Origin of the sequence: Emticicia sp. C21, from assembly GCF_003418935.1 — a bacterium.
Classification (GTDB): Bacteria; Bacteroidota; Bacteroidia; order Cytophagales; family Spirosomataceae; genus Emticicia.
Genome location: NZ_QVMT01000016.1, coordinates 28,394 through 47,245, shown reverse-complemented (window position 1 = coordinate 47,245; position 18,852 = coordinate 28,394). Strand labels below are relative to the sequence as shown.

General features: G+C 37.3%; 15 protein-coding genes. 5 read left to right on the top strand and 10 right to left on the bottom strand.

Annotation, left to right across the window (positions count from 1 at the left end):
• Positions 1 to 5: 5 nt before the first annotated feature.
• From D0T08_RS24825 to D0T08_RS24815, 3 genes are all read right to left on the bottom strand, one after another.
• Positions 6 to 3,242, bottom strand: coding sequence for a WGR domain-containing protein (locus tag D0T08_RS24825; protein ID WP_116985454.1), 3,237 nt, complete (start codon positions 3,240 to 3,242; stop codon positions 6 to 8).
• A 192-nt stretch (positions 3,243 to 3,434) separates the two neighbouring features.
• Complete coding sequence (locus D0T08_RS24820) at positions 3,435 to 4,058, bottom strand: hypothetical protein (protein WP_116985497.1); 624 nt, start codon at positions 4,056 to 4,058, stop codon at positions 3,435 to 3,437.
• Positions 4,059 to 4,179: 121 nt separating this feature from the next.
• A complete protein-coding gene (locus tag D0T08_RS24815) occupies positions 4,180 to 4,599 on the bottom strand; it encodes a peptidylprolyl isomerase (protein WP_116985453.1) in 420 nt (139 codons plus the stop codon).
• A gap of 355 nt (positions 4,600 to 4,954) precedes the next feature.
• On the opposite strand from D0T08_RS24815, the gene D0T08_RS24810 reads away from it, so the two are divergent.
• On the top strand, positions 4,955 to 5,353 hold the full coding sequence (locus D0T08_RS24810) for a DUF1003 domain-containing protein (RefSeq protein WP_116985452.1): 399 nt from the start codon (positions 4,955 to 4,957) through the stop codon (positions 5,351 to 5,353).
• A gap of 134 nt (positions 5,354 to 5,487) precedes the next feature.
• Here D0T08_RS24810 and proS read toward each other — a convergent pair whose 3' ends face one another.
• Positions 5,488 to 6,963, bottom strand: coding sequence for a proline--tRNA ligase (gene proS, locus D0T08_RS24805; RefSeq protein WP_116985451.1), 1,476 nt, complete (start codon positions 6,961 to 6,963; stop codon positions 5,488 to 5,490).
• A gap of 338 nt (positions 6,964 to 7,301) precedes the next feature.
• Between proS and D0T08_RS27675 the strand changes: the two genes are divergently transcribed.
• Together D0T08_RS27675 and D0T08_RS24795 are read left to right on the top strand one after the other, a co-directional pair.
• Positions 7,302 to 8,591 (top strand): hypothetical protein, encoded by a 1,290-nt coding sequence (locus D0T08_RS27675; RefSeq protein WP_158561342.1) that lies wholly within the window; start codon positions 7,302 to 7,304, stop codon positions 8,589 to 8,591.
• 234 nt (positions 8,592 to 8,825) lie between these two features.
• A complete protein-coding gene (locus D0T08_RS24795; RefSeq protein WP_116985450.1) occupies positions 8,826 to 10,358 on the top strand; it encodes a hypothetical protein in 1,533 nt (510 codons plus the stop codon).
• Between the two features lie 87 nt (positions 10,359 to 10,445).
• Here D0T08_RS24795 and D0T08_RS24790 read toward each other — a convergent pair whose 3' ends face one another.
• The 3 genes from D0T08_RS24790 to D0T08_RS24780 all read right to left on the bottom strand — a co-directional run bounded on the left by D0T08_RS24790 (position 10,446) and on the right by D0T08_RS24780 (position 12,946).
• Positions 10,446 to 10,970, bottom strand: coding sequence for a shikimate kinase (locus D0T08_RS24790; RefSeq protein ID WP_116985449.1), 525 nt, complete (start codon positions 10,968 to 10,970; stop codon positions 10,446 to 10,448).
• 215 nt (positions 10,971 to 11,185) lie between these two features.
• Entirely contained in the window at positions 11,186 to 12,295 is a 1,110-nt protein-coding gene (locus D0T08_RS24785; RefSeq protein WP_116985448.1) for a BT_3928 family protein, read from the bottom strand.
• A 99-nt stretch (positions 12,296 to 12,394) separates the two neighbouring features.
• Complete coding sequence (locus tag D0T08_RS24780) at positions 12,395 to 12,946, bottom strand: DUF1599 domain-containing protein (RefSeq protein WP_116985447.1); 552 nt, start codon at positions 12,944 to 12,946, stop codon at positions 12,395 to 12,397.
• Between the two features lie 89 nt (positions 12,947 to 13,035).
• On the opposite strand from D0T08_RS24780, the gene folP reads away from it, so the two are divergent.
• Complete coding sequence (gene folP / locus D0T08_RS24775; protein ID WP_116985446.1) at positions 13,036 to 13,908, top strand: dihydropteroate synthase; 873 nt, start codon at positions 13,036 to 13,038, stop codon at positions 13,906 to 13,908.
• Here folP and D0T08_RS24770 read toward each other — a convergent pair.
• Together D0T08_RS24770 and D0T08_RS24765 are read right to left on the bottom strand one after the other, a co-directional pair.
• Positions 13,883 to 14,500 (bottom strand): hypothetical protein, encoded by a 618-nt coding sequence (locus tag D0T08_RS24770; RefSeq protein ID WP_116985445.1) that lies wholly within the window; start codon positions 14,498 to 14,500, stop codon positions 13,883 to 13,885. The two genes, folP and D0T08_RS24770, sit on opposite strands and share 26 nt — an antisense overlap.
• A 26-nt stretch (positions 14,501 to 14,526) precedes the next feature.
• The gene (locus tag D0T08_RS24765) at positions 14,527 to 14,838 is read right to left on the bottom strand and encodes an autorepressor SdpR family transcription factor (RefSeq protein ID WP_116985444.1); all 312 of its coding nucleotides are present in this window, start codon (positions 14,836 to 14,838) and stop codon (positions 14,527 to 14,529) included.
• Positions 14,839 to 15,180: 342 nt separating this feature from the next.
• Between D0T08_RS24765 and thrA the strand changes: the two genes are divergently transcribed.
• Positions 15,181 to 17,640 carry a bifunctional aspartate kinase/homoserine dehydrogenase I gene (gene thrA / locus D0T08_RS24760; protein WP_116985443.1) on the top strand — a complete coding sequence of 820 codons (2,460 nt, stop codon included), beginning with the start codon at positions 15,181 to 15,183 and terminating at the stop codon, positions 17,638 to 17,640.
• Between the two features lie 229 nt (positions 17,641 to 17,869).
• On the opposite strand, the gene D0T08_RS24755 is transcribed toward thrA, so the two are convergent.
• Entirely contained in the window at positions 17,870 to 18,826 is a 957-nt protein-coding gene (locus tag D0T08_RS24755; protein ID WP_116985442.1) for an alpha/beta hydrolase, read from the bottom strand.
• Positions 18,827 to 18,852: the final 26 nt, after the last annotated feature.

Sequence of the window (18,852 nt, the reverse complement as noted above, 5' to 3'; positions counted from 1 at the left end):
GGAATTTATTGAATATTTACTTCTCTGGTTGGGAAATCAAGCATTTTAATCGGCATGTACAGATGGCCATATCGTTTCTGCAAATCCCGCATAATAGTAATACAAGTTGCTTTATCTTCTACGGATACTGTTGCTGAAATATATTTCAATATATCAGCAACTATACTTGCAGCCTTTGCCGATTTAATTGCTTCCTGATGTAAAAACGAAAATATTCTTGTTTTAGCGCTTCTGCCCCGATTGACTCTTGTTAAAGCAGAGCGGAAATAGGTAGAGAGTTTAGCCAATTTTTCAGTATCATTTGCGGCGAATCTTTCCAGATAATTGGTAGCAAACAACTGAACACTCACACTTGGATGCTGACTTAGTTTGATCAGGTATTCTTCGCCTTGATCTTCTGCAAAGAATCTGCTGATTAATTCCCGACCAAAGCTTTCAATATCTGGTCTTACACTATCTACAATACCCACTAATACTTCGGGAGTCCAATCTTCACTATTGAAATTTGTACGGAAGAAATGGATGGCAAAGGCACGGCTATCTTCCCATTTTGAATCTAATAGTCTGATAGCTTCCTCTCTTTCGAATTTAATTCGGGCAACAGATTCCTGAAAAAAGCTCCATACCCACTCCCGATAAGCGATCATCTCATGATTGCCAATATTAATTACCTGACGCATAGTAAGGTCATTCGGATTAAGGTATTTTCTTAATAATACTAGTCCTAAATCTTGTGCAGGCCTGTAATTGGCATGAATCAATCTTATAATGGTTGTATGATCTATTGATTGGAGGTAATTAACTAATTGATTGATTAAAATCTTACTAATGTCCTGATGTAATCCCTGATAAGGCTCTTTGCGAGTCATAAAAGGCACCAGAAAATTAACTAATTCAGTTGCATAACCTTTATCATTAGCTATTGCTCCTTGTATTTTACTGAGTAATTCAGCACCTGCCTCGCGTACTTGTTCAAATGAACTTACCAGAAGTGAGCAAAGCATTACGGCAGGAGGTTGGGTATTTTTCAGAGTAATGAGTTTAACCGCAAAAACCTGCGTAGCCTCTACCGGAGTTTTGAGTAAATCAACAATAACAGAGTCACTCAGATTTTTTAGCACATCACTACTAATCTGTAACAAGAGTTGTGTGCCATTCTGAATAATCAGGTTGTTTTCTTCTGTATTTTCATTCAGTAACATCACAACACCTAAGCCTCTACCCGCCAATAATTGTTTCTGATTCTCTGAAAGAGACTGTTTGCTTAAGGCATTTTTTGACCATATCCTCACATCAGCATATTTGGAGAAAATCAGATTAGTAACCAAAGCCGATTCATTCAGATAAGATAGGAGGTCTTTTCCTACATATTCTAGTCCTAACTCTCTTGCTGCCATTAATGGGCTGTTCAGGAGAGTCAGTACAATTGATTTTTCAGGTTTCTCCTGAAGTCTTTCTTTAACAATCTCTAACCCGTAAGTAGCCGGAAGCTTATATTTAGAAGCGAGAAAAAGTTTGATTAAAGAAAAATCAATCTTCGCTTTTATTTTTTCGTAATCGGGGTGTTGGAGAAGATTTTTGTAAGCAAACAGATGAATATCATCAACCTTTGCTTTCAGTAAAAGTTGAATATACGCTTGTGGGAATTTATCCCACAATTCAGGATATAATTCTTCTCTGCTTAGCTTGGCTATCTCGGTTTTTATGGGTTCCAATTTCTGTGCGACCGATTGATTGCCAGAAGCATCGTTGGGTTGAGAAGGCTTTGAAAATAATGAGAATATTGAATTGAATATTTTATTAACCAGATTGCTATCCTGACTTGGTTGGATAGTAGTAGACGTAACAGCTCCTGTATAAGACTGTCTGGACCTGATAACCTGTTTTTCCGAAAGCATCCATGCAGTCCCTGTAAAGATTAGTCTGGTACCGCCACCATATAAAATAAGGTTCATCAAAATAGCATCGGAATACGGAGGAAAAAAAGTACGAATCTCCTCCCAGTTCTGATAATTATTCAGATAATGGAAACTGTCTTTAGAATACCCGTCTTTATAATCTTTCTCAGAGTCGTAAGAAAGCAAAATAGCTAAAGCTAATTTAATGTATTCGTCTTGTTTATTAGTCCCTGTTTCTTTGAGAAGCCTTAATGATTTGCGAATGAGGTAAGCCCTTGTCCTGTCAGAATAAGCCAGTCTGCTATCATTTCTTTTGAGCTCTGCTTTTACTTTAATTGATTTTCCGATTGCCGCTACATATTTGGTGCCTTCTCTGCTTTCTTCGTCATCATAACCATAATTGTCTGGTTTTTTAAACATTTCAAGTGTGCGCTCAAATCGGTAGGATAGAAGACCTAATACCTCAAAATCATCTCTTAGTTCAGCTATTTTAAGAATATGTCGGACAGGTCTGAAATACCCGGCTTTTAGGGGTATTTCTTTCAATATATTTACAATAGATCCTTTTATGGCTGGGAATTCGGCAGAGATGATATATAAATCTTCAAGAAAATCATAAGAAGCCCGCGATTGTTGCAAGACTTTCTGCGGCAGAATTTCTTGTAAAATTGCCGTGTTATGAATAGCTGATTTTAAATCTTCCGGTAAATGATCAATATATAATCTGATATGCTCGGTTCTTTCTTCGCCGCTTAATAATTGAAGCAAAGAGGCACCTGCCATGCGGCGTACTTTATCAGAATATTTTGGATTTGAAAAATAGAATTTTAAGGTTTGAATAGCGGCTGTATCTCCCAAACGACCTAAGGCCCATAAGGCCGTGTATCGCTGCATTTCATCACCTCTATCTGTAAGTCGGATGATATAAGGTGCAGCCTCTTTAAGCTTTAATTCTCCGGCTTTCCAGATAACACGTGAGGGTTTCCACTCGGATTTAAACAGATTTTTTCCGTCAATGAATCCTTGTAATCTTTTAAGAATAGCATTTTCAGTAGTATTAGCAGAAGCTAATTCAACTAAAGTTGGTAAAGCCTGAAACATTTCCTGTTCGGATTGATACCCTTTGCGACGTTTCTCTGCTTCAAGCGTGTTAAAAACCTGCTGTGCACTGTTAAGGCTGACAGGTTTGTCTGTCTTCGTACCATCTTTCAGTGTACTTCCACGCTTACCAAAACGAAAATTTACTACGTATTGATTGTTTCCAACTTCGCATAAGTCTATTTCATAAACCTTATCAGAATTGCCTTCTTTGAAGAATAACTTAGATTGCTTGACTAGCTTCATACCGAGAATTTAACCTTGTCACATGTTGTGATGGCAAAATAGTTATTTTCATAAAAACGACAAAAACATATTTTAAAAATGTTTTTTATACTTAGACCTAGCTTATTCTGCTCTTTATTCGTATCATTTTAATTACCTAAATTTCAGTGATTTATCAAATTAAAAGAAAAAGACTGTCCAAACAGAACAGTCTTAGAGAAGCTCCAATTCCCTTTGAATATTTTTTCTGGCTTTTGATTCGTATTTATTGAAAAACGCATCAGTTTTAAATAGTCTTTCCATTTCCAGAAAATGACGTAAAACCTTCTTTCTACCTGGTTTATAAACCAAATCAGGATAAATACTATACTCTTTTCTTACTCTTTGAGCATATTGCTCATAAGAAAACCAATCACTACCTAAGATAGATAAATCAGCATCCAGGAAAAAGTTAGTATCTGTATTTTTGCCTTGAATATGTTTTTGGGTAGCAATGATCTGCTGATAACAATTTTCAATGATTTGTTTGGGAACTGAGATTGCTTCCAGTCTTTTTTGTGCTATTTCAGCACTCAGTTCTTCGTTTGTGGTTTTTAGCACATTATATACTATATCATGATAATATAATGAAAACAATACAGTATCCCATTCCTGAATCAGGTCTCTTATTTCAATCAGCTCTTTCAGCATATTTTCCAGATGCGCCAGTGTATGATAATGACGGTCTTTACTCATATAGGCTTTCTCAATTTCACTCCAATAGCTATTGACTAAATTATTGTTCTGAGTATATTGATGAAGCAAAGCAATGAAGGTCTCCTTAAGAACTAATGGCATTCCCATTTTTACTAAATGATTAGATATATCCTGATAAGATTTGAAGTAAAAGAGGTTCCTAACATTATAGATGTAGTTGCCCTCCTTATTTGGAAGAGAGCAACTCTATATCTGTAGGATATTATCTCACACTCACCAGTTCAATCTCAAAAATCAAATCTTTTCCTGCTAATTCATGGTTGGCATCTAATTTTACTTTAGTCGCAGAGATTTCTCTGATGATTACAGGAATTGCCTGTTGTCCATTGTGCATGTTCAAAGTGCCACCAATCTCCAAAGGAATATTATCCGGAATATCCAGTCGGTTGAAAGTGAAAATCATGTCTTCTTTCACAGGACCATAAGCCTCTTCTGCAGGAATAAAAATGGTCTTTTTATCTCCAATCTCCATACCTGTTACTCCTGTGTCAAAACCCGGAATAACCATTCCGCTTCCAACTGTGAACTGTAATGGCTGACGTCCTTCTGAACTATCAAAAACACTTCCATCACTTAATGATCCTTTATAATGAACCTGTACTGTATCGCCTGATTTTACCATAATTGTAAATTTTTCTTATATCTAAGCTAATAAACTGAGTGATTATATTATTGTATAAACATATTTAATTCACAAAGTTCTGTAATTGTTTTTGTTTTTGAGGTGGTGTATTAGAAAAATACAAATATGGTTATGTGATTTTTTTTGTAAAATATTGATTTTGACTTATTTACGGATTTATTGTCTGTTTTTAATCTTCTTTTAATTCAGAGTTAATATTGGCATAATTCCTCTGATTCAACTTTGTTGAAAAAAAGACACAAGTGTACGCTTAGCCAATGTATCCTTATCTCTCTGTTATTATATTAGAACTATAAAGAAAAATTAATAATTTGGTCTAAAATCTAAACATCTTATGAAAAAAGAATTATTCGAAGATAATAAACCCCTAAGTTTTGGCGATAGAATGGCTGATAAAATTGCCGATTTCGGCGGTAGCTGGACATTCATATTATCCTTTATGGGTTTCTTATTAATCTGGATTTCTTTTAATATCTACTGGCTAAGCAACAAAGGCTTTGATCCGTATCCTTTTATTCTGTTAAACCTTATTCTTTCATGTATAGCTGCTCTGCAAGCGCCGGTCATTATGATGAGTCAGAATCGACAAGAAGAAAAAGACAGAGAAAGAGCCAAAGAAGATTTGAAGATTAATCAAAAAGCAGAGGAAGAAATCAGAAGCCTACATAAAAAACTAGACTTGCTAATTAAGCAACATGAAGAGTTTCGTAGGGAAATGCTTAAGACGGAGTAATTGAAATGTCGATTGTCAATTGCGGATTGTTAAATATAGAAAGCGGCGTGAACTTATTAATTTGTGGCTTATTGAGGTTTATAAAAAGTAAGGCGAGCTGGAAGCGGACGTCGCTCGGCTCGCCCCACAAAAAATTAATATGCTCTTGCGAATATTACTCGCTTGCTAGATGGCTTGCCTGTCAGAATACAAGTGCCTTCCTCCTCTTTAGCGTCTAAAGGAATACAACGGATAGTTGCTTTGGTTAATTCCTTAATTTTTTCTTCCGTTTCAGGAGTGCCATCCCAATGGCAATGTAAGAAACCGCCTTTTTCAATTTGCTCCGTAAATTCTTCCCAGGTATTTACTTCAAACGAATTCTCTTTTCTGAACTCCAAGGCTTTGTTATAAATACTTTCCTGAATTTCATTCAACAAATCTTTTACATAAGCAGCAATACCTTCCAGCGGACGGGTTTCTTTGCTTAAATTATCTCTACGTGCTACTTCAATGACACCATTTTGTAAATCCCGCATACCAATAGCCATGCGCACAGGAACTCCTTTCAACTCATATTCAGCAAACTTCCAACCTGGACGCTGTGCATCACTATCATCGAATTTCACCGTAATACCATACGATTTCAATTCTTTAATGATTGGCGTGATTGTCTCTTTAATAGTAGCCAGATCTTCATCACCTTTATAAATAGGCACAATTACGACATGAATTGGAGCTAATTTTGGAGGTAATACGAGGCCATTATCGTCAGAGTGAGCCATAATCAAAGCACCCATCAGACGCGTACTAACACCCCACGATGTTCCCCAAACGTGGTCAAGTTTTCCTTCTTTCGATTGGAATTTTACGTCAAACGCTTTAGCAAAGTTCTGGCCCAAGAAGTGAGAAGTACCCGCCTGCAAAGCCTTACCATCCTGCATCATGGCTTCAATACACATAGTTTCTTCTGCCCCTGCAAAGCGCTCGTTGGCCGATTTATAACCTTTTACCACGGGCACAGCCATAAATTCTTCAGCAAATGTGGCATAAACCTCCAACATCTGTTTAGTTTCCGCTATAGCTTCATCGCTTGTTGAGTGTGCTGTATGTCCTTCCTGCCATAAGAATTCGGCTGTACGCAAAAACATACGCGTACGCATTTCCCAACGAACTACATTGGCCCATTGGTTAATGAGAATAGGCAGGTCTCTATACGATTGTATCCAGTTTTTATAGGTATTCCAGATAATAGCTTCGCTCGTTGGTCTTACCACCAGTTCCTCTTCGAGTTTAGCTTCAGGGTCAACCATCAGAGTACCGGGCTTTTCGGGGTTATTTTTCAGACGGTAATGCGTTACTACTGCACATTCTTTAGCAAATCCTTCGGCGTTTTTTTCTTCAGCTTCAAACAAACTTTTGGGTACAAAAAGCGGGAAATAGGCATTGGTATGCCCTGTTTCTTTAAACATATCGTCTAAAGCACGTTGCATTTTTTCCCAGATTGAAAACCCGTAAGGTTTGATAACCATACATCCTCTTACCGCTGAATTTTCAGCTAAATCTGCTCGTTTAACTAATTCGTTGTACCACTCCGAATAATTCTCGCTACGTTTTGGAAGCCCTTTACTCATAATTATTGATAAATATTAAACTTTATTACTGCTAATGAATCTAATAGATAGGTTTTTCGTTATTAATATGTCTATGAAAAACACAATCTTGCCTAGTTTTAATCAAACTTTCATTTAGATAGGCTTGCAAAGATAAGTTTTTATATTAAGTTTGTCATAGATAATTCCGTTACTTTTCGGTAACAGATAGTCGGAACAAACGAATGGGCAGAGGCGAAGAGAAGTTTGTAAAAAATTTGTTAATTTTTTTTATCTCGCATACAACCTTTTGCAACCCTCCCGCATCATTCACATAGATGAAGTTTATTTTTAGTTCACAATTAATTCTTAAAGATAAAATGAACACTTTCAAATCTTTCAGGTATCTGTCGGTCGTGGTGCTTTTAGGTACTTGGGGTTGTAGTCAAAAACAAGTTGCTACGAAAGGTGATTATGACGACCTTTACGGGTCTTCAAAAGATGCCCCTCAGGTAACTTACAGAACATCTTCACAACCTTCAACAACATATCAAAATCCTGACTATACAGATAATCTTCGTTATCAGAGAGAAGAACTTCCTGCTCAGACGGAAGGAACTGATGAGTACTTTGATGAGAACTATGTAAACTCTCGTAAAGTACAACGCACTTATACTTCAGAGCCAGGTTATTCTTCTGGATTCTCTGATGGTTATCAGTCAGGTTGGAACGATTACGCCTGGAGCCAGCCAATGGGTTGGGCGAGTCCATTCAGTCGTTTTGGTTATTATTCACCATTTGGCTATAACTCTTTTGGCGGATATGGTAGCGGTTTTGGTCTTGGATTGAGCTTAGGATATGGATTAGGGTATGGTAGCGGTTTTGGTTATGGTGGTTTCGGAAATCGCTTCTACGATCCATTCTGGGGTGGCGGTATGTATAGCCCTTACTATAGTTCATTCTATAGTCCTTGGGGAAATCCTTACTATAATTCTTTCTATAGCCCTTATGATTATTACGGATATGGTTATGGCCGCTATGGCGGTTTCGGTTATCCTGGTTATCTATATAATGTTACTTCAGGTGTAGACGGTCTAGCTAAGACACGTACTTATGGCCCGCGTGATGGTGGGAGAGGTTCAGCATATTATAACGACCGCTTCAACAATACCGCTATTGGTAATAGCAGTGGTGGCCGTCGTGCTGATGCAAATGCAAGAACTTATTCTGGTTCAAACGGTGCTACTGGCAGAAGCTATTCGGGTAATGACGGATACTATGCTGCACCAAGAAGAAACGGAGCAGATAATTCTTCATTCAATAATACCCCAAATAGTTCACGTGCCAATTCATCAGGTAATGATACTTACTATGCTCGTCCACGAAGAAACGGTGGTTATGAAAGTGGTAACAGCAGTGGTAACTCAACAAGAACTTATGACTACAGCCGTCCGTCAAATAGCCGTTCATCAAGTGGTAACAGCTGGTCAAATGGTAGCGGTAATTCAAGAAGTTCTGATAGCTGGTCTAGAGGTTCTTCTTCTAACTCTAATAACTCAAGCTGGAGCAGCCCAAGCCGTAGTAGTTCAAGTAGCAGCGGCGGTAGCGTAGGTGGCGGTTCTCGTGGCGGAAGCAGCGGTGGCGGCGGTGGTAGCCGTGGACCAAGATAATAGCAACACATTTAAACAATTAGTGTTGCAGGCTTGTTAAGCTCATTAGAGTAAACGTTTTAGCGTTATTATTGTAAAATATTCAGAAACCTCGCTGAATCATAGCTGTTTGGCGAGGTTTTCTTTTAAGAAAAGTGCTTTGGTAATTGTACCCTTATTTCAGAAGAATGATTAAATAACTACTCGGATTTAATACCGGTTTCAAATTCTTCAATCATAAAGTTTATTAAAAAAATGAAAATCTCACGCATTCTGATTACAACCTCTCTCTTAATGGGAGGAATCGGAGCTAAGGCGCAATTGAGTTTAGGCGGGCACTTTTATGGTGAAGATGCCTTCAGATTCTCTGAATCGAAAATTTCCGGCTCTGCCCGTATGCAGGGATTAGGTGGCGGATATGTTTCTTTAGGTGCCGATGCTACTAATAACTACACAAACCCTGCTGGTTTAGGTTTTTATAATCGTTCTGAATTGAGTATCACGCCTGTACTTAATTCTGTAAATACGTCCTCAGTATACGCAGGCTCACAATTTAGTAGAAGTACTACTAGCCCCAATATAGGGCAATTAGGTTTAATTTTTAGCAATAGTGGAACTGGAACCCGTAAAAAGCGTTCGGCTTTTGCTATTACTTATTCCAGACAAAACAGTTTTCTGTCAGATTACCGTTATACGGGCACTAACCAACGTAGTTCAATGGCAGATTTCTTTGCTGAAAGAGCTACCCAACGTGGTGCCGATTCAGGAACGCTAGATAATGAGTATGACCCAAGTACTGGAACAGCAGCTACTGCTACTGCTATGTATTATCAGTCGTATCTGATTGACCCGGTTTCTGGTAGTGGAGCACCCTATAGAGTTGTAGAAGAAGCTTTACCTGTTAATCAAACCGGAGATATTTCTTCTACGGGTTCTACTAGTCAATGGAATCTGGGATATGGTATCAATTTCGATGATAAGACTTATATCGGCTTGGGTATTGGTTTTGTTCGATTAAATTACGAAAATGTCACCACACATAATGAAGCATTCTCAGGTGGGCAAATTCTAAACGGATTTGAATATGGAGAAGATTTATATGTACGCGGAAGCGGTGTGAATTTCTCTTTAGGTACTATATTTAAAGCTACTGAAAATATCAGTATTGGTGCCAGCCTGACTACACCATCGTGGATAAGTGTGAGCGAAATCTATAATTCTCATATTATCATTGACCCTAAAGCGGGAAACCCAATCATTCCACCATCAGCAACTACCAATGTTGCCACCGATGAAAATGTATTCTCATACTCACTGACTACTCCATTAAAAGCCAGTGGCGGTGCTACTTTCTTTTTCCCGAATAAAGCCGGATTTATTACTGCCGATGCTGAATATGTTGGTTTTAGAGGAATGGGTGTAAAAGATCCTGAGGATGGTAGTTGGGGAACAAGTCAGAAAAATGGCATTAAAAGTACTTTTAACGATGTGGTAAACTTGAAAGTAGGGGCAGAGTACCGTATTCAGAGTATTCGTGTAAGAGCAGGTGCTAAATACATGCCAGATCCTTACAAAGAAAAAATAGATAACCTTAATCGCTCACAAACATTATTTACAGGTGGTGTGGGCTATCGTTCATCTAAATTCTTTATAGATTTAGCGGGTGTGTTCAACCAGTTTAAAGGAGCCTATACACCCTATCAATTAAGCAACCCTCAAAACTATGGTTCGGCTAGCCTGACTACAAAAGGTACGAGTTTTGTGGTATCAGTAGGTACTTTCTTCTAAGAATAGATGTAAATAAAGATTTGCAATAACTAATGAAATACAAATAAAAACAAAAATGACAACTCAATCGAGTTGTCATTTTTGTTTTTATTGAATCTTCTTGGCGAATTCGGCCTCCAGTATCCACAAGATGGCACTGGGGTCTGTATCCCCCTCTATCGTAATATCGGCTTGTGTATAATAAGGCAGACGATCGTTGTACTTTTCGGTAAGTGTAGCTAGTAAATCTTTGTTCTCCAAATCATACAACGGTCTCTCATTCTTTTTAGATAAATGCATTCTCTCCAATAATCTGGCAGGCTTTACATCTAGAAAAATACTGATACCATTGGCTTTAATGTACTCAAGTCCATCCAGAAAACACGGTACGCCACCTCCTGTAGCAACCACTGAACGCATATCTTTCTGTATTTTTTTTAACTGTTGATTCTCAATTTTTCGAAAATATTCTTCACCGTTTAGTGCAAATATCTCCGAAATTTTCTTCCCCTCTGCTATTTCAATCCGGGCATCTAAGTCAACAAATTCATATCCTAAACTCTTGGCTAATTGTCTTCCCAAAGTGCTTTTACCGGAAGAGGGCATACCAACTAAAAAAATATTCGTAGTCATTCTGTCTGTTTGGGCGTATAAGAGCATGTTTAAATTTTGTTATTCTGAACGAAAGGGGCAGTTTTTTTTACCAGACGAGGCACATTTTTGCAGACGTAGCTAGCAGCTACATCGAAAAAATGTAAAGAAGTATGGTGAAAAAAGCGGACGCCGCGCGGATGCCCTTGTAGGTCAAATCATAAATTTTAAACATGCTCTAGAATTAGTATATGTGTTTATTTTAATTTACCAGCGAGTTCTTCTTTATTGGGTATGCTATGATTCCCCCATTTCCCTTTCACTACTCCATTTTGTAACAAAATCACACATGGATTTGTTCGTGCCATAGTCTTTAAAACTGTGGCATCTGCCGTAAAATATGGAGTTGTCAGAGCATTTGCCTGACGAAACTGCTCAAATTCGCTTTGAATAGCAGAAGTCAATATTATCGGTTGGATATTGCTTCCTTCAACACTTTTTGCCAAAGCTTTAATTTCTGCTATTTCATTGCCATCTACCTCCTTGATATTTTTAAATATAAGCAATAGTTTATTGCCTATAAAAGTAGAATCAGTATAGACATTGCCTTGTGAGTCATTCACAAAATAGTCAGTAATTTTAGGCTTTACTTTATCATCATTTAGTGTGATTGACGATACATATTTATAGGTAGTAGTATCCATCAAAAATTCACCTGATTTTTCTTCCTCCCCGGTTTTCTTATTCAAAAATGTATATTCAAATACGGGTTTTATACCTGTCGGCTTCATTTGGTCTGGGATGCTCTTGCCTATTGCATAAGGCAAGAAGTCAATTGGTGGTAAATAACGAATGGCATAAATACCGATACCAAAAGAAATTATGGATACAATTGCCATCACCGCATGCATATTCGAATCTTTATATTGATTACGGAATAAGAATATCACAATGATAAGGACAGTCAGGAATATATCTTTATTAAATGATGTCCAGGGTTTTAGTTTTAAGAAATCTCCGAAACAACCACAATCGGTTACCTTATTGAAATAGGCAGAATAGAAAGTTAAGAATGTGAAGAACACAATAATACCTAATAATAGCCATGAAGTAATTTTCATGCGATATGATAGGAGTGTGGCTACTCCAAGTATAACTTCTAAAGCACAGAAAATTAATGATAATGTCAATGAATTATGGGCAAAGAACATAAAGAAGCCTTGCAAAGCAGGAACATCCTGCGAGAAAACCTCAAAATATTCTTCCAGCTTGATACCCGTTCCAACAGGATCGACTACTTTAACAAAACCGGAAAAAATGAATATAACACCTACAACGATGCGTGCAATTTGTGCGATGAGTTTCATAAATGAATGAGGTAAAGTTTCGGAATGAGTAACAATCGGGCAAATATAGCGTCTGGTGGGAAAGCCTTTTGTTAATCACTTGTTAAATACAACGAAAATTTATTGCTGACTTTGTGCCTGGCCGAGTTTAATTAAACAAAAAACAGCATAATTGATAATATCCTGATACCCTGCTTTAATTCCTTCAGAGACGATGGTTTTACCCTGATTATCTTCTATCTGTTTAATTCTGAATAGTTTCATCAGGATGATATCTGTCATTGAACTTACCCTCATATCTCGCCATGCCTCGCCATAATCATGATTTTTATTGAAGAGTAATTCCATTACTTCGCCCATTTCCTGATTATACAAATCGTGCAATTCATCAAACGGAATCTCAATTTTAGTATCGTCAATCAGTTTTTGCTGGATTAATGCCATCACGCAATAATTGATGATGCCTATAAACTCAGGTACTTCTCCTTCATCAACTCTGCTGAATCCATTATCCTGAATAGTTCTGATACGTTGGGCTTTAATAAAAATCTGGTCGGTAATACTGGGTAGTCGGAGTATGCGCCAGGAGGTGCCATAGTCTTTGTTTTTTTTCTCGAAAAGGTCCTGGCAGATTTTTATGATGTTGCGGTATTCAATCTCAGTCTGGTTCATGCACGCCATCCAAAAAAGGATATATTTAAGGAATTCTGGATAATATTTTCTACTATTGCAAAACTATAAAACTTCGGCACTATAAGCAAATGTCAATTCAGTTTAGCCATACAAAAGCCTGCCAAATAAAGCTTCCCAACGGAAAACTATTGGATTTGTCCCGTCCAACGGTCATGGGAATTTTGAATATTACCCCGGATTCTTTCTTTTCCGGAAGCCGTTACCAACCCGACACACAGGCTATTATAGATACCACTGGCAGCATGTTGAATGATGGAGCAACTTTTATAGACGTAGGTGGCTATTCAACCAGGCCAAATGCAGCAGAAATCAGTATTAGTGAAGAAAATGACAGAGTTTTACCTGTTATTGAGGGTATCATCAGTTATTTTCCCGACACTATTATATCTGTTGATACATTTCGGAGTGAGGTAGCCAAAGAAGCTGTAAAAGCTGGTGCTGCGATTATTAACGATATTGCCGGAGGTAATCTGGATGCTGACATGTTTCAGACCGTAGCCGATTTAGATATACCTTATATATTAATGCATAGTCGTGGCAATCCAGCCACCATGACAAGCCTGAATCAATATACTAATATAACGCTTGATGTTATAGGTGAACTACAAAGCAAGATTTTTGAACTGAGACAATTGGGAGTAAAAGACATTATTATTGACCCTGGTTTTGGCTTTGCCAAAGGCCCGAAGCAAGGTTTTGAAATGATGCGCAATCTGACAGCTTTTCAGATTTTAGATTTACCGTTACTTGTAGGTATTTCAAGAAAATCAATCATTTATAAAACGCTGAATATTACCGCCAATAAAGCATTAAATGGAACAACGGCCCTAAACATGATTGCCTTGATGAATGGAGCATGTATTTTAAGAGTACATGATGTTAAAGAAGCTGTTGAAACCGTAAAGTTGTTTGAGGCTACCTACTCGCCACTATATTCCTGATTAGACGAATAACTATACCATAGAAAATAACAGCCCCGATAAAGATTAAACCCCACGAGACTAATTGACTTTCGGTAAAAGCAAGAAAGAATACAGTGCCTGCTATGCCCACCCAGAAGAACAAGCGGGCAGTAAAACGCTGCAACTGTCGATAGCTTTTTTCCTGAAATCCTTTTGAAAACCAGTTATTCCCTGCAAAAGCACTACTTGGGTGCAGATTTGATTGGAAATTTCCGCTTGCAAATAGGAATAATGATAATGCTACACCTAAATACCTTGGAGGAATACTCTCTCCCTCTGAATAATGGAGGATGTAATAGAAAAGAATAAAGCCTAGAGCTGCTAAGTACGAAGACCAGATAAGCCTTATTCTTTTATCACTTCGTATCAAAAACTCTGCATTGGGTTTCTGGCTATCCAGATATTGCATTAATAAAGGCAGAAAATAGAATAGGAGCGTAGCCACACAATACAAGAGAATTACACGGGTTTGCCCTACCAATTTTTCAGGATTCCAACTGATAAACAAATAAATAAATGGAGCTAATGCAACGCCAATAATTAGCATTTCGAATAATAATCTGCGTTTCATGACTTCAGTACTTAAGTTTTGGGTTTTCAATCAGTAATCGGACGAGGATTTACTTGCAGGCGGATTCTTGGTTTTTCGGCTGGAGTGGGTTTAAACTGAATAAACCAGGCAAAAATTTCGTCCATTACAGTCATATTCAGCGAGTAGTAAATAAACTGTCCTTTCTTTACCGAAGCCACTAAATCAGCTTGTTTTAATAAATCAAGGTGATGAGAAATACTCGGTTTGGTCATATCGAAGCGTTCAGCAATATCGCCTGCAGTCATATCGCCGTCTTTCAGCATCTCTAAAATCTCGCGGCGAGTAGAGTCGTTTAAGGCTTTAAATAAATTATTCATTGCATGAAAAGGTAAATAAGTTTTTTGAACAATTGTTGTAAGGACGAATTACAACAAAAGTTTTCAAATATTCAAATATTATTGCTTAAATATTTAGATAATCTTCTAAATGATATTTTGCATAATTAACGATTCTTTGAAAAACACAATTTTATCGCTAATTATCTTGGATTCGTATATAAATCATTATATTTGCAGACACTTCATTAATATACACCCCATTCCTAGCAGAAGTGGGGTATTTTTTTACTTTTTAAAGACAAAGTGATTGCTTTGAGTTATTTGATTATACTCTAATTCCTAATTCACTCAATCACTAAATCACTCAATGAGTTAAGAAAAATGAAAGTTTTAAAATTTGGGGGTACTTCTGTAGGAACAGTAGAAAGTATTAATCAGGTAATTCAGATTATCAAAGAAAACCTTGATGAAGGTCGTAAAATTGCGGTAGTGTATTCGGCAATGGGTGGAGTAACGAATCGCCTGATTGAAATTGGTAAAATGGCTTCACAGTCTGACCCGGAATATTCAGAACAATTACGCTTGGTTGAAGAACGCCATTTCAACGCTGTAAGAGGATTGATAGATGTAAAAAACCAGAGTGGGGCTATTGCTAAGGTAAAGGGCTTATTCAACGAATTAGAAGATTTATTAAGAGGTGTTTCGTTGATTAAAGAATTATCGCTGCGTACACTCGATTTAATTGTGAGTTTCGGAGAAAGACTATCGACTACAATTATAACGGAAACACTAAAAAATAGAGGTATTGAAGCCGAGTTTTTAGATGCGCGTAAGGTTATAAAAACGAATGATGTATTTGGCTATGCAGATGTGAACTTTGAGCTAACAAATGAACTCATTCGTAAGTACTTTGCACAGACCAATAAATTACAATGCATCACAGGCTTTATTGGTTCTACGATTGATGGTGTAACAACTACGCTTGGCCGTGGTGGTTCCGATTATTCAGGTTCTATTTTTGGAGCAGCTTTAAATGCTACAGTCATTGAAATATGGACTGATGTAAACGGGATGATGACTGCTGACCCTCGCAAGGTCAAAAATGCCTTTACAATACCAACCATTACGTATGCCGAAGCAATGGAGCTATCACACTTTGGTGCTAAGGTTATCTATCCACCAAGTCTGACTCCAGCTTTTTATAAAAGTATTCCAATCAAGATATTAAATACGTTTAATCATAAACACCCGGGTACTTTTATCAGCAAAACTGCTGAAACTAAAGAATATTCTATTACAGGTATTTCGTCAATTGATGATATTGCCTTAGTAAATCTGCAAGGAGGTGGGATGATTGGAGTAGCTGGTATTTCGGCTAAATTATTCTCAATTCTGGCAAAAAATAAGATTAGCGTTATTCTCATTTCTCAGGCTTCCTCAGAGCACTCTATCTGTTTTGCGGTTGACCCTAAATCGGCTTATGGTGTAAAAGAAATTCTTGAAGAGGGATTTGCTACTGAAATTGCTCAGGGATTATTGGATAATATTACAATTGAGCAAAATCTCTCGGTATTAGCTGTAGTAGGAGAGGGCATGAAATCAAGCTCGGGTATTTCGGGTAAATTGTTTTCAGTATTAGGTAAAAATGGTATCAATGTAGTAGCTACTGCCCAAGGCTCATCTGAGTTGAATATCTCTGTAGTGATCTATAAAAAAGATATTGGTAAGGCGCTTAATGCCATTCATGAAACTTTTTTTCAGGTAGATGGCTTAACACTTAACCTGTTTTTAGTAGGAGCTACAGGATTAATTGGTAGTACATTAATCCGCCAGATTCGTGAGCAAAAAGATTATCTGAAAGCAAGAAAAAATTTGAATATCAGGTTGGTTGGTATTACCAATACCAGAAAAATGTTGATTGAAGAAGGTGGAATCAGCCTTGAAACCTGGAAGGAAGATTTATTAGAAAATGGTGAAATTGCCAATATAGGTTCGTTTATTTCAGATGTACAGGATTTGAATCTGCCCTATAGTGTATTTGTAGACTCAACAGCAGATAAAAATATTGTTCAGTATTATTACTCTTTATTAAGTGCCAGTGTGTCTATTGTTACTCCTAATAAAGTAGCTAATTCAGGCAGATTTGAGCAATACTTTATGTTGCAGAAAGCTGCGCAAAAGCATGGAGTAAAATTCTTATATGAAACCAACGTTGGCGCAGGTCTACCAATTATTAATACTCTGCAAGGTCTGATTACCAGTGGCGATAAAATACATAAAATTGAGGCCGTTCTGTCAGGTACATTAGCCTACATCTTCAATAATTTTAAAGCGGGTGACAGATTTGTTGATGTAGTTCGAGAAGCTAAAGCTAAAGGATACACAGAACCTGACCCAAGAGATGATTTAAGTGGACAAGACGTAGCCCGTAAAATACTGATTTTATCTAGAGAATGCGGCTTGAAACTGGAGCCAGAAGATGTGAAAATTATTAATCTCTTAAATGACGCATGTCTGCAAGCGAAGACAGTTGATGAGTTTTTTGTTGAATTAGAGAAAGATAATGACAGGTTTGAAAAGCTATTGAAAGAAGCCGAAGCCAAAGATGAGGTGCTGAGATATATAGCTACATTAGATGATGAAAAGGTAACTATTGAACTAAAAACTGTTGGTCGCAGTCATCCATTCTTCAATCTGGCTGGTTCTGAAAACATTGTTTCATTTACGACAGAACGCTATAAGTATAATCCACTAGTTATCAAAGGTCCGGGTGCAGGAGCAGAAGTAACCGCCTCAGGTGTTTTTGCTGATATTATGAGTATTAGTAGCTATCTGGTATAATTGAGTGATTTAGCGAATTAGTGATTGAACGGCCGCCGCTACAGTGAATGTTTTAATTGCGAATTAGCGAATGGCGAATTAGTGATTAAAAACTGAGTATTTTTAACTTATTCGCTAATTCACCATCCGTCATTGACAATTAATCATTCATTCACGAAATCACTGAATAAACAAAAGCCTCTCTAAAATCAATCAGAGAGGCTTTTGACACTTTTATATATATCGATAGTTAGTTTCTTGAATTATCGTCGCCAAAGAAAACTAATGTTTTATCAATGGTTTCGCTTAATAACATCCACTCATGACCTTGTTCCGGATAGAAATTGTATGAGTTGATTACCGCATTCGCTTGTAATTGTTGTCTTAAGAATTCACCTTGGTCTGACGGAATAAATTCGTCTTTACCGCCATAGAACATAATTGTAGGAGGGGCAACTTTAGTTACCTGATAACGTGGGCTGGCTCTTTTAAATGCATCAGGATTACTGCCATATGATTGTCCAATCAAAGCTTCAATATCACCTCCGAATTCACCCACTCTTATTTTATCAGAAGTCAAGTCAGTTGGTGCAGCAATTACTGAAATCCCTTTTACATATTTAGATTTATCAAGCGTATACGAATAGGCTAAAGCTAAATGTCCACCTGCACTGGCACCTATAAAGTAGATTTTATCTGAGAAGTTATACTCCTGACGCATTGAAAGAATTTTAGTGATAAGCGACCCCAAATCTTGTAATTGTTGGTCATATTTAATGCCATTCTGGAAAGTCAGACGATAATTTGCATTCACAATCACCCAGTTATCTCCTTTTGATTTAATCTGACTAACATAGTTATTCATAAAACCCTTATCTAACTCTTTCCATGAACCACCATGTAATATAATAACTACTTTAGTTTTAGTTAGAGAGCGTTTAGCAGGAATATGAATATCAAATTTTTGTAATTCATCCGGCCCGTAAGATTGATGCATCAGATCTTGTGCAGATGCCTCAATATAATCCGATTGGGTTGGGTTAGTCGGATTCGTAGGGTTAGTTGGATTTGTTGTACCTGTAGAGGTAGTATCCGTTGTTCCGGTTTTATCACCGTCCTTTGATGGCTTCAAATCTTCCATCACCTCGCAAGAGCTAAAAGTGGCTAACGAGAAAACTAAAGCGAATGCAAATAAGATATTTTTCATGACTATTGATTTTACTGTGTGTTTAA

Excerpts from the sequence above, each read along its gene's own strand:
- D0T08_RS24825 (WP_116985454.1), bottom strand. The coding sequence starts at position 3,242 with ATGAAGCTAGTCAAGCAATCTAAGTTATTCTTCAAAGAAGGCAATTCT.
- D0T08_RS24820 (WP_116985497.1), bottom strand. The coding sequence starts at position 4,058 with ATGCCATTAGTTCTTAAGGAGACCTTCATTGCTTTGCTTCATCAATAT.
- D0T08_RS24815 (WP_116985453.1), bottom strand. The coding sequence starts at position 4,599 with ATGGTAAAATCAGGCGATACAGTACAGGTTCATTATAAAGGATCATTA.
- D0T08_RS24810 (WP_116985452.1), top strand. The coding sequence starts at position 4,955 with ATGAAAAAAGAATTATTCGAAGATAATAAACCCCTAAGTTTTGGCGAT.
- proS (WP_116985451.1), bottom strand. The coding sequence starts at position 6,963 with ATGAGTAAAGGGCTTCCAAAACGTAGCGAGAATTATTCGGAGTGGTAC.
- D0T08_RS27675 (WP_158561342.1), top strand. The coding sequence starts at position 7,302 with ATGAACACTTTCAAATCTTTCAGGTATCTGTCGGTCGTGGTGCTTTTA.
- D0T08_RS24795 (WP_116985450.1), top strand. The coding sequence starts at position 8,826 with ATGAAAATCTCACGCATTCTGATTACAACCTCTCTCTTAATGGGAGGA.
- D0T08_RS24790 (WP_116985449.1), bottom strand. The coding sequence starts at position 10,970 with ATGACTACGAATATTTTTTTAGTTGGTATGCCCTCTTCCGGTAAAAGC.
- D0T08_RS24785 (WP_116985448.1), bottom strand. The coding sequence starts at position 12,295 with ATGAAACTCATCGCACAAATTGCACGCATCGTTGTAGGTGTTATATTC.
- D0T08_RS24780 (WP_116985447.1), bottom strand. The coding sequence starts at position 12,946 with ATGAACCAGACTGAGATTGAATACCGCAACATCATAAAAATCTGCCAG.
- folP (WP_116985446.1), top strand. The coding sequence starts at position 13,036 with ATGTCAATTCAGTTTAGCCATACAAAAGCCTGCCAAATAAAGCTTCCC.
- D0T08_RS24770 (WP_116985445.1), bottom strand. The coding sequence starts at position 14,500 with ATGAAACGCAGATTATTATTCGAAATGCTAATTATTGGCGTTGCATTA.
- D0T08_RS24765 (WP_116985444.1), bottom strand. The coding sequence starts at position 14,838 with ATGAATAATTTATTTAAAGCCTTAAACGACTCTACTCGCCGCGAGATT.
- thrA (WP_116985443.1), top strand. The coding sequence starts at position 15,181 with ATGAAAGTTTTAAAATTTGGGGGTACTTCTGTAGGAACAGTAGAAAGT.
- D0T08_RS24755 (WP_116985442.1), bottom strand. The coding sequence starts at position 18,826 with ATGAAAAATATCTTATTTGCATTCGCTTTAGTTTTCTCGTTAGCCACT.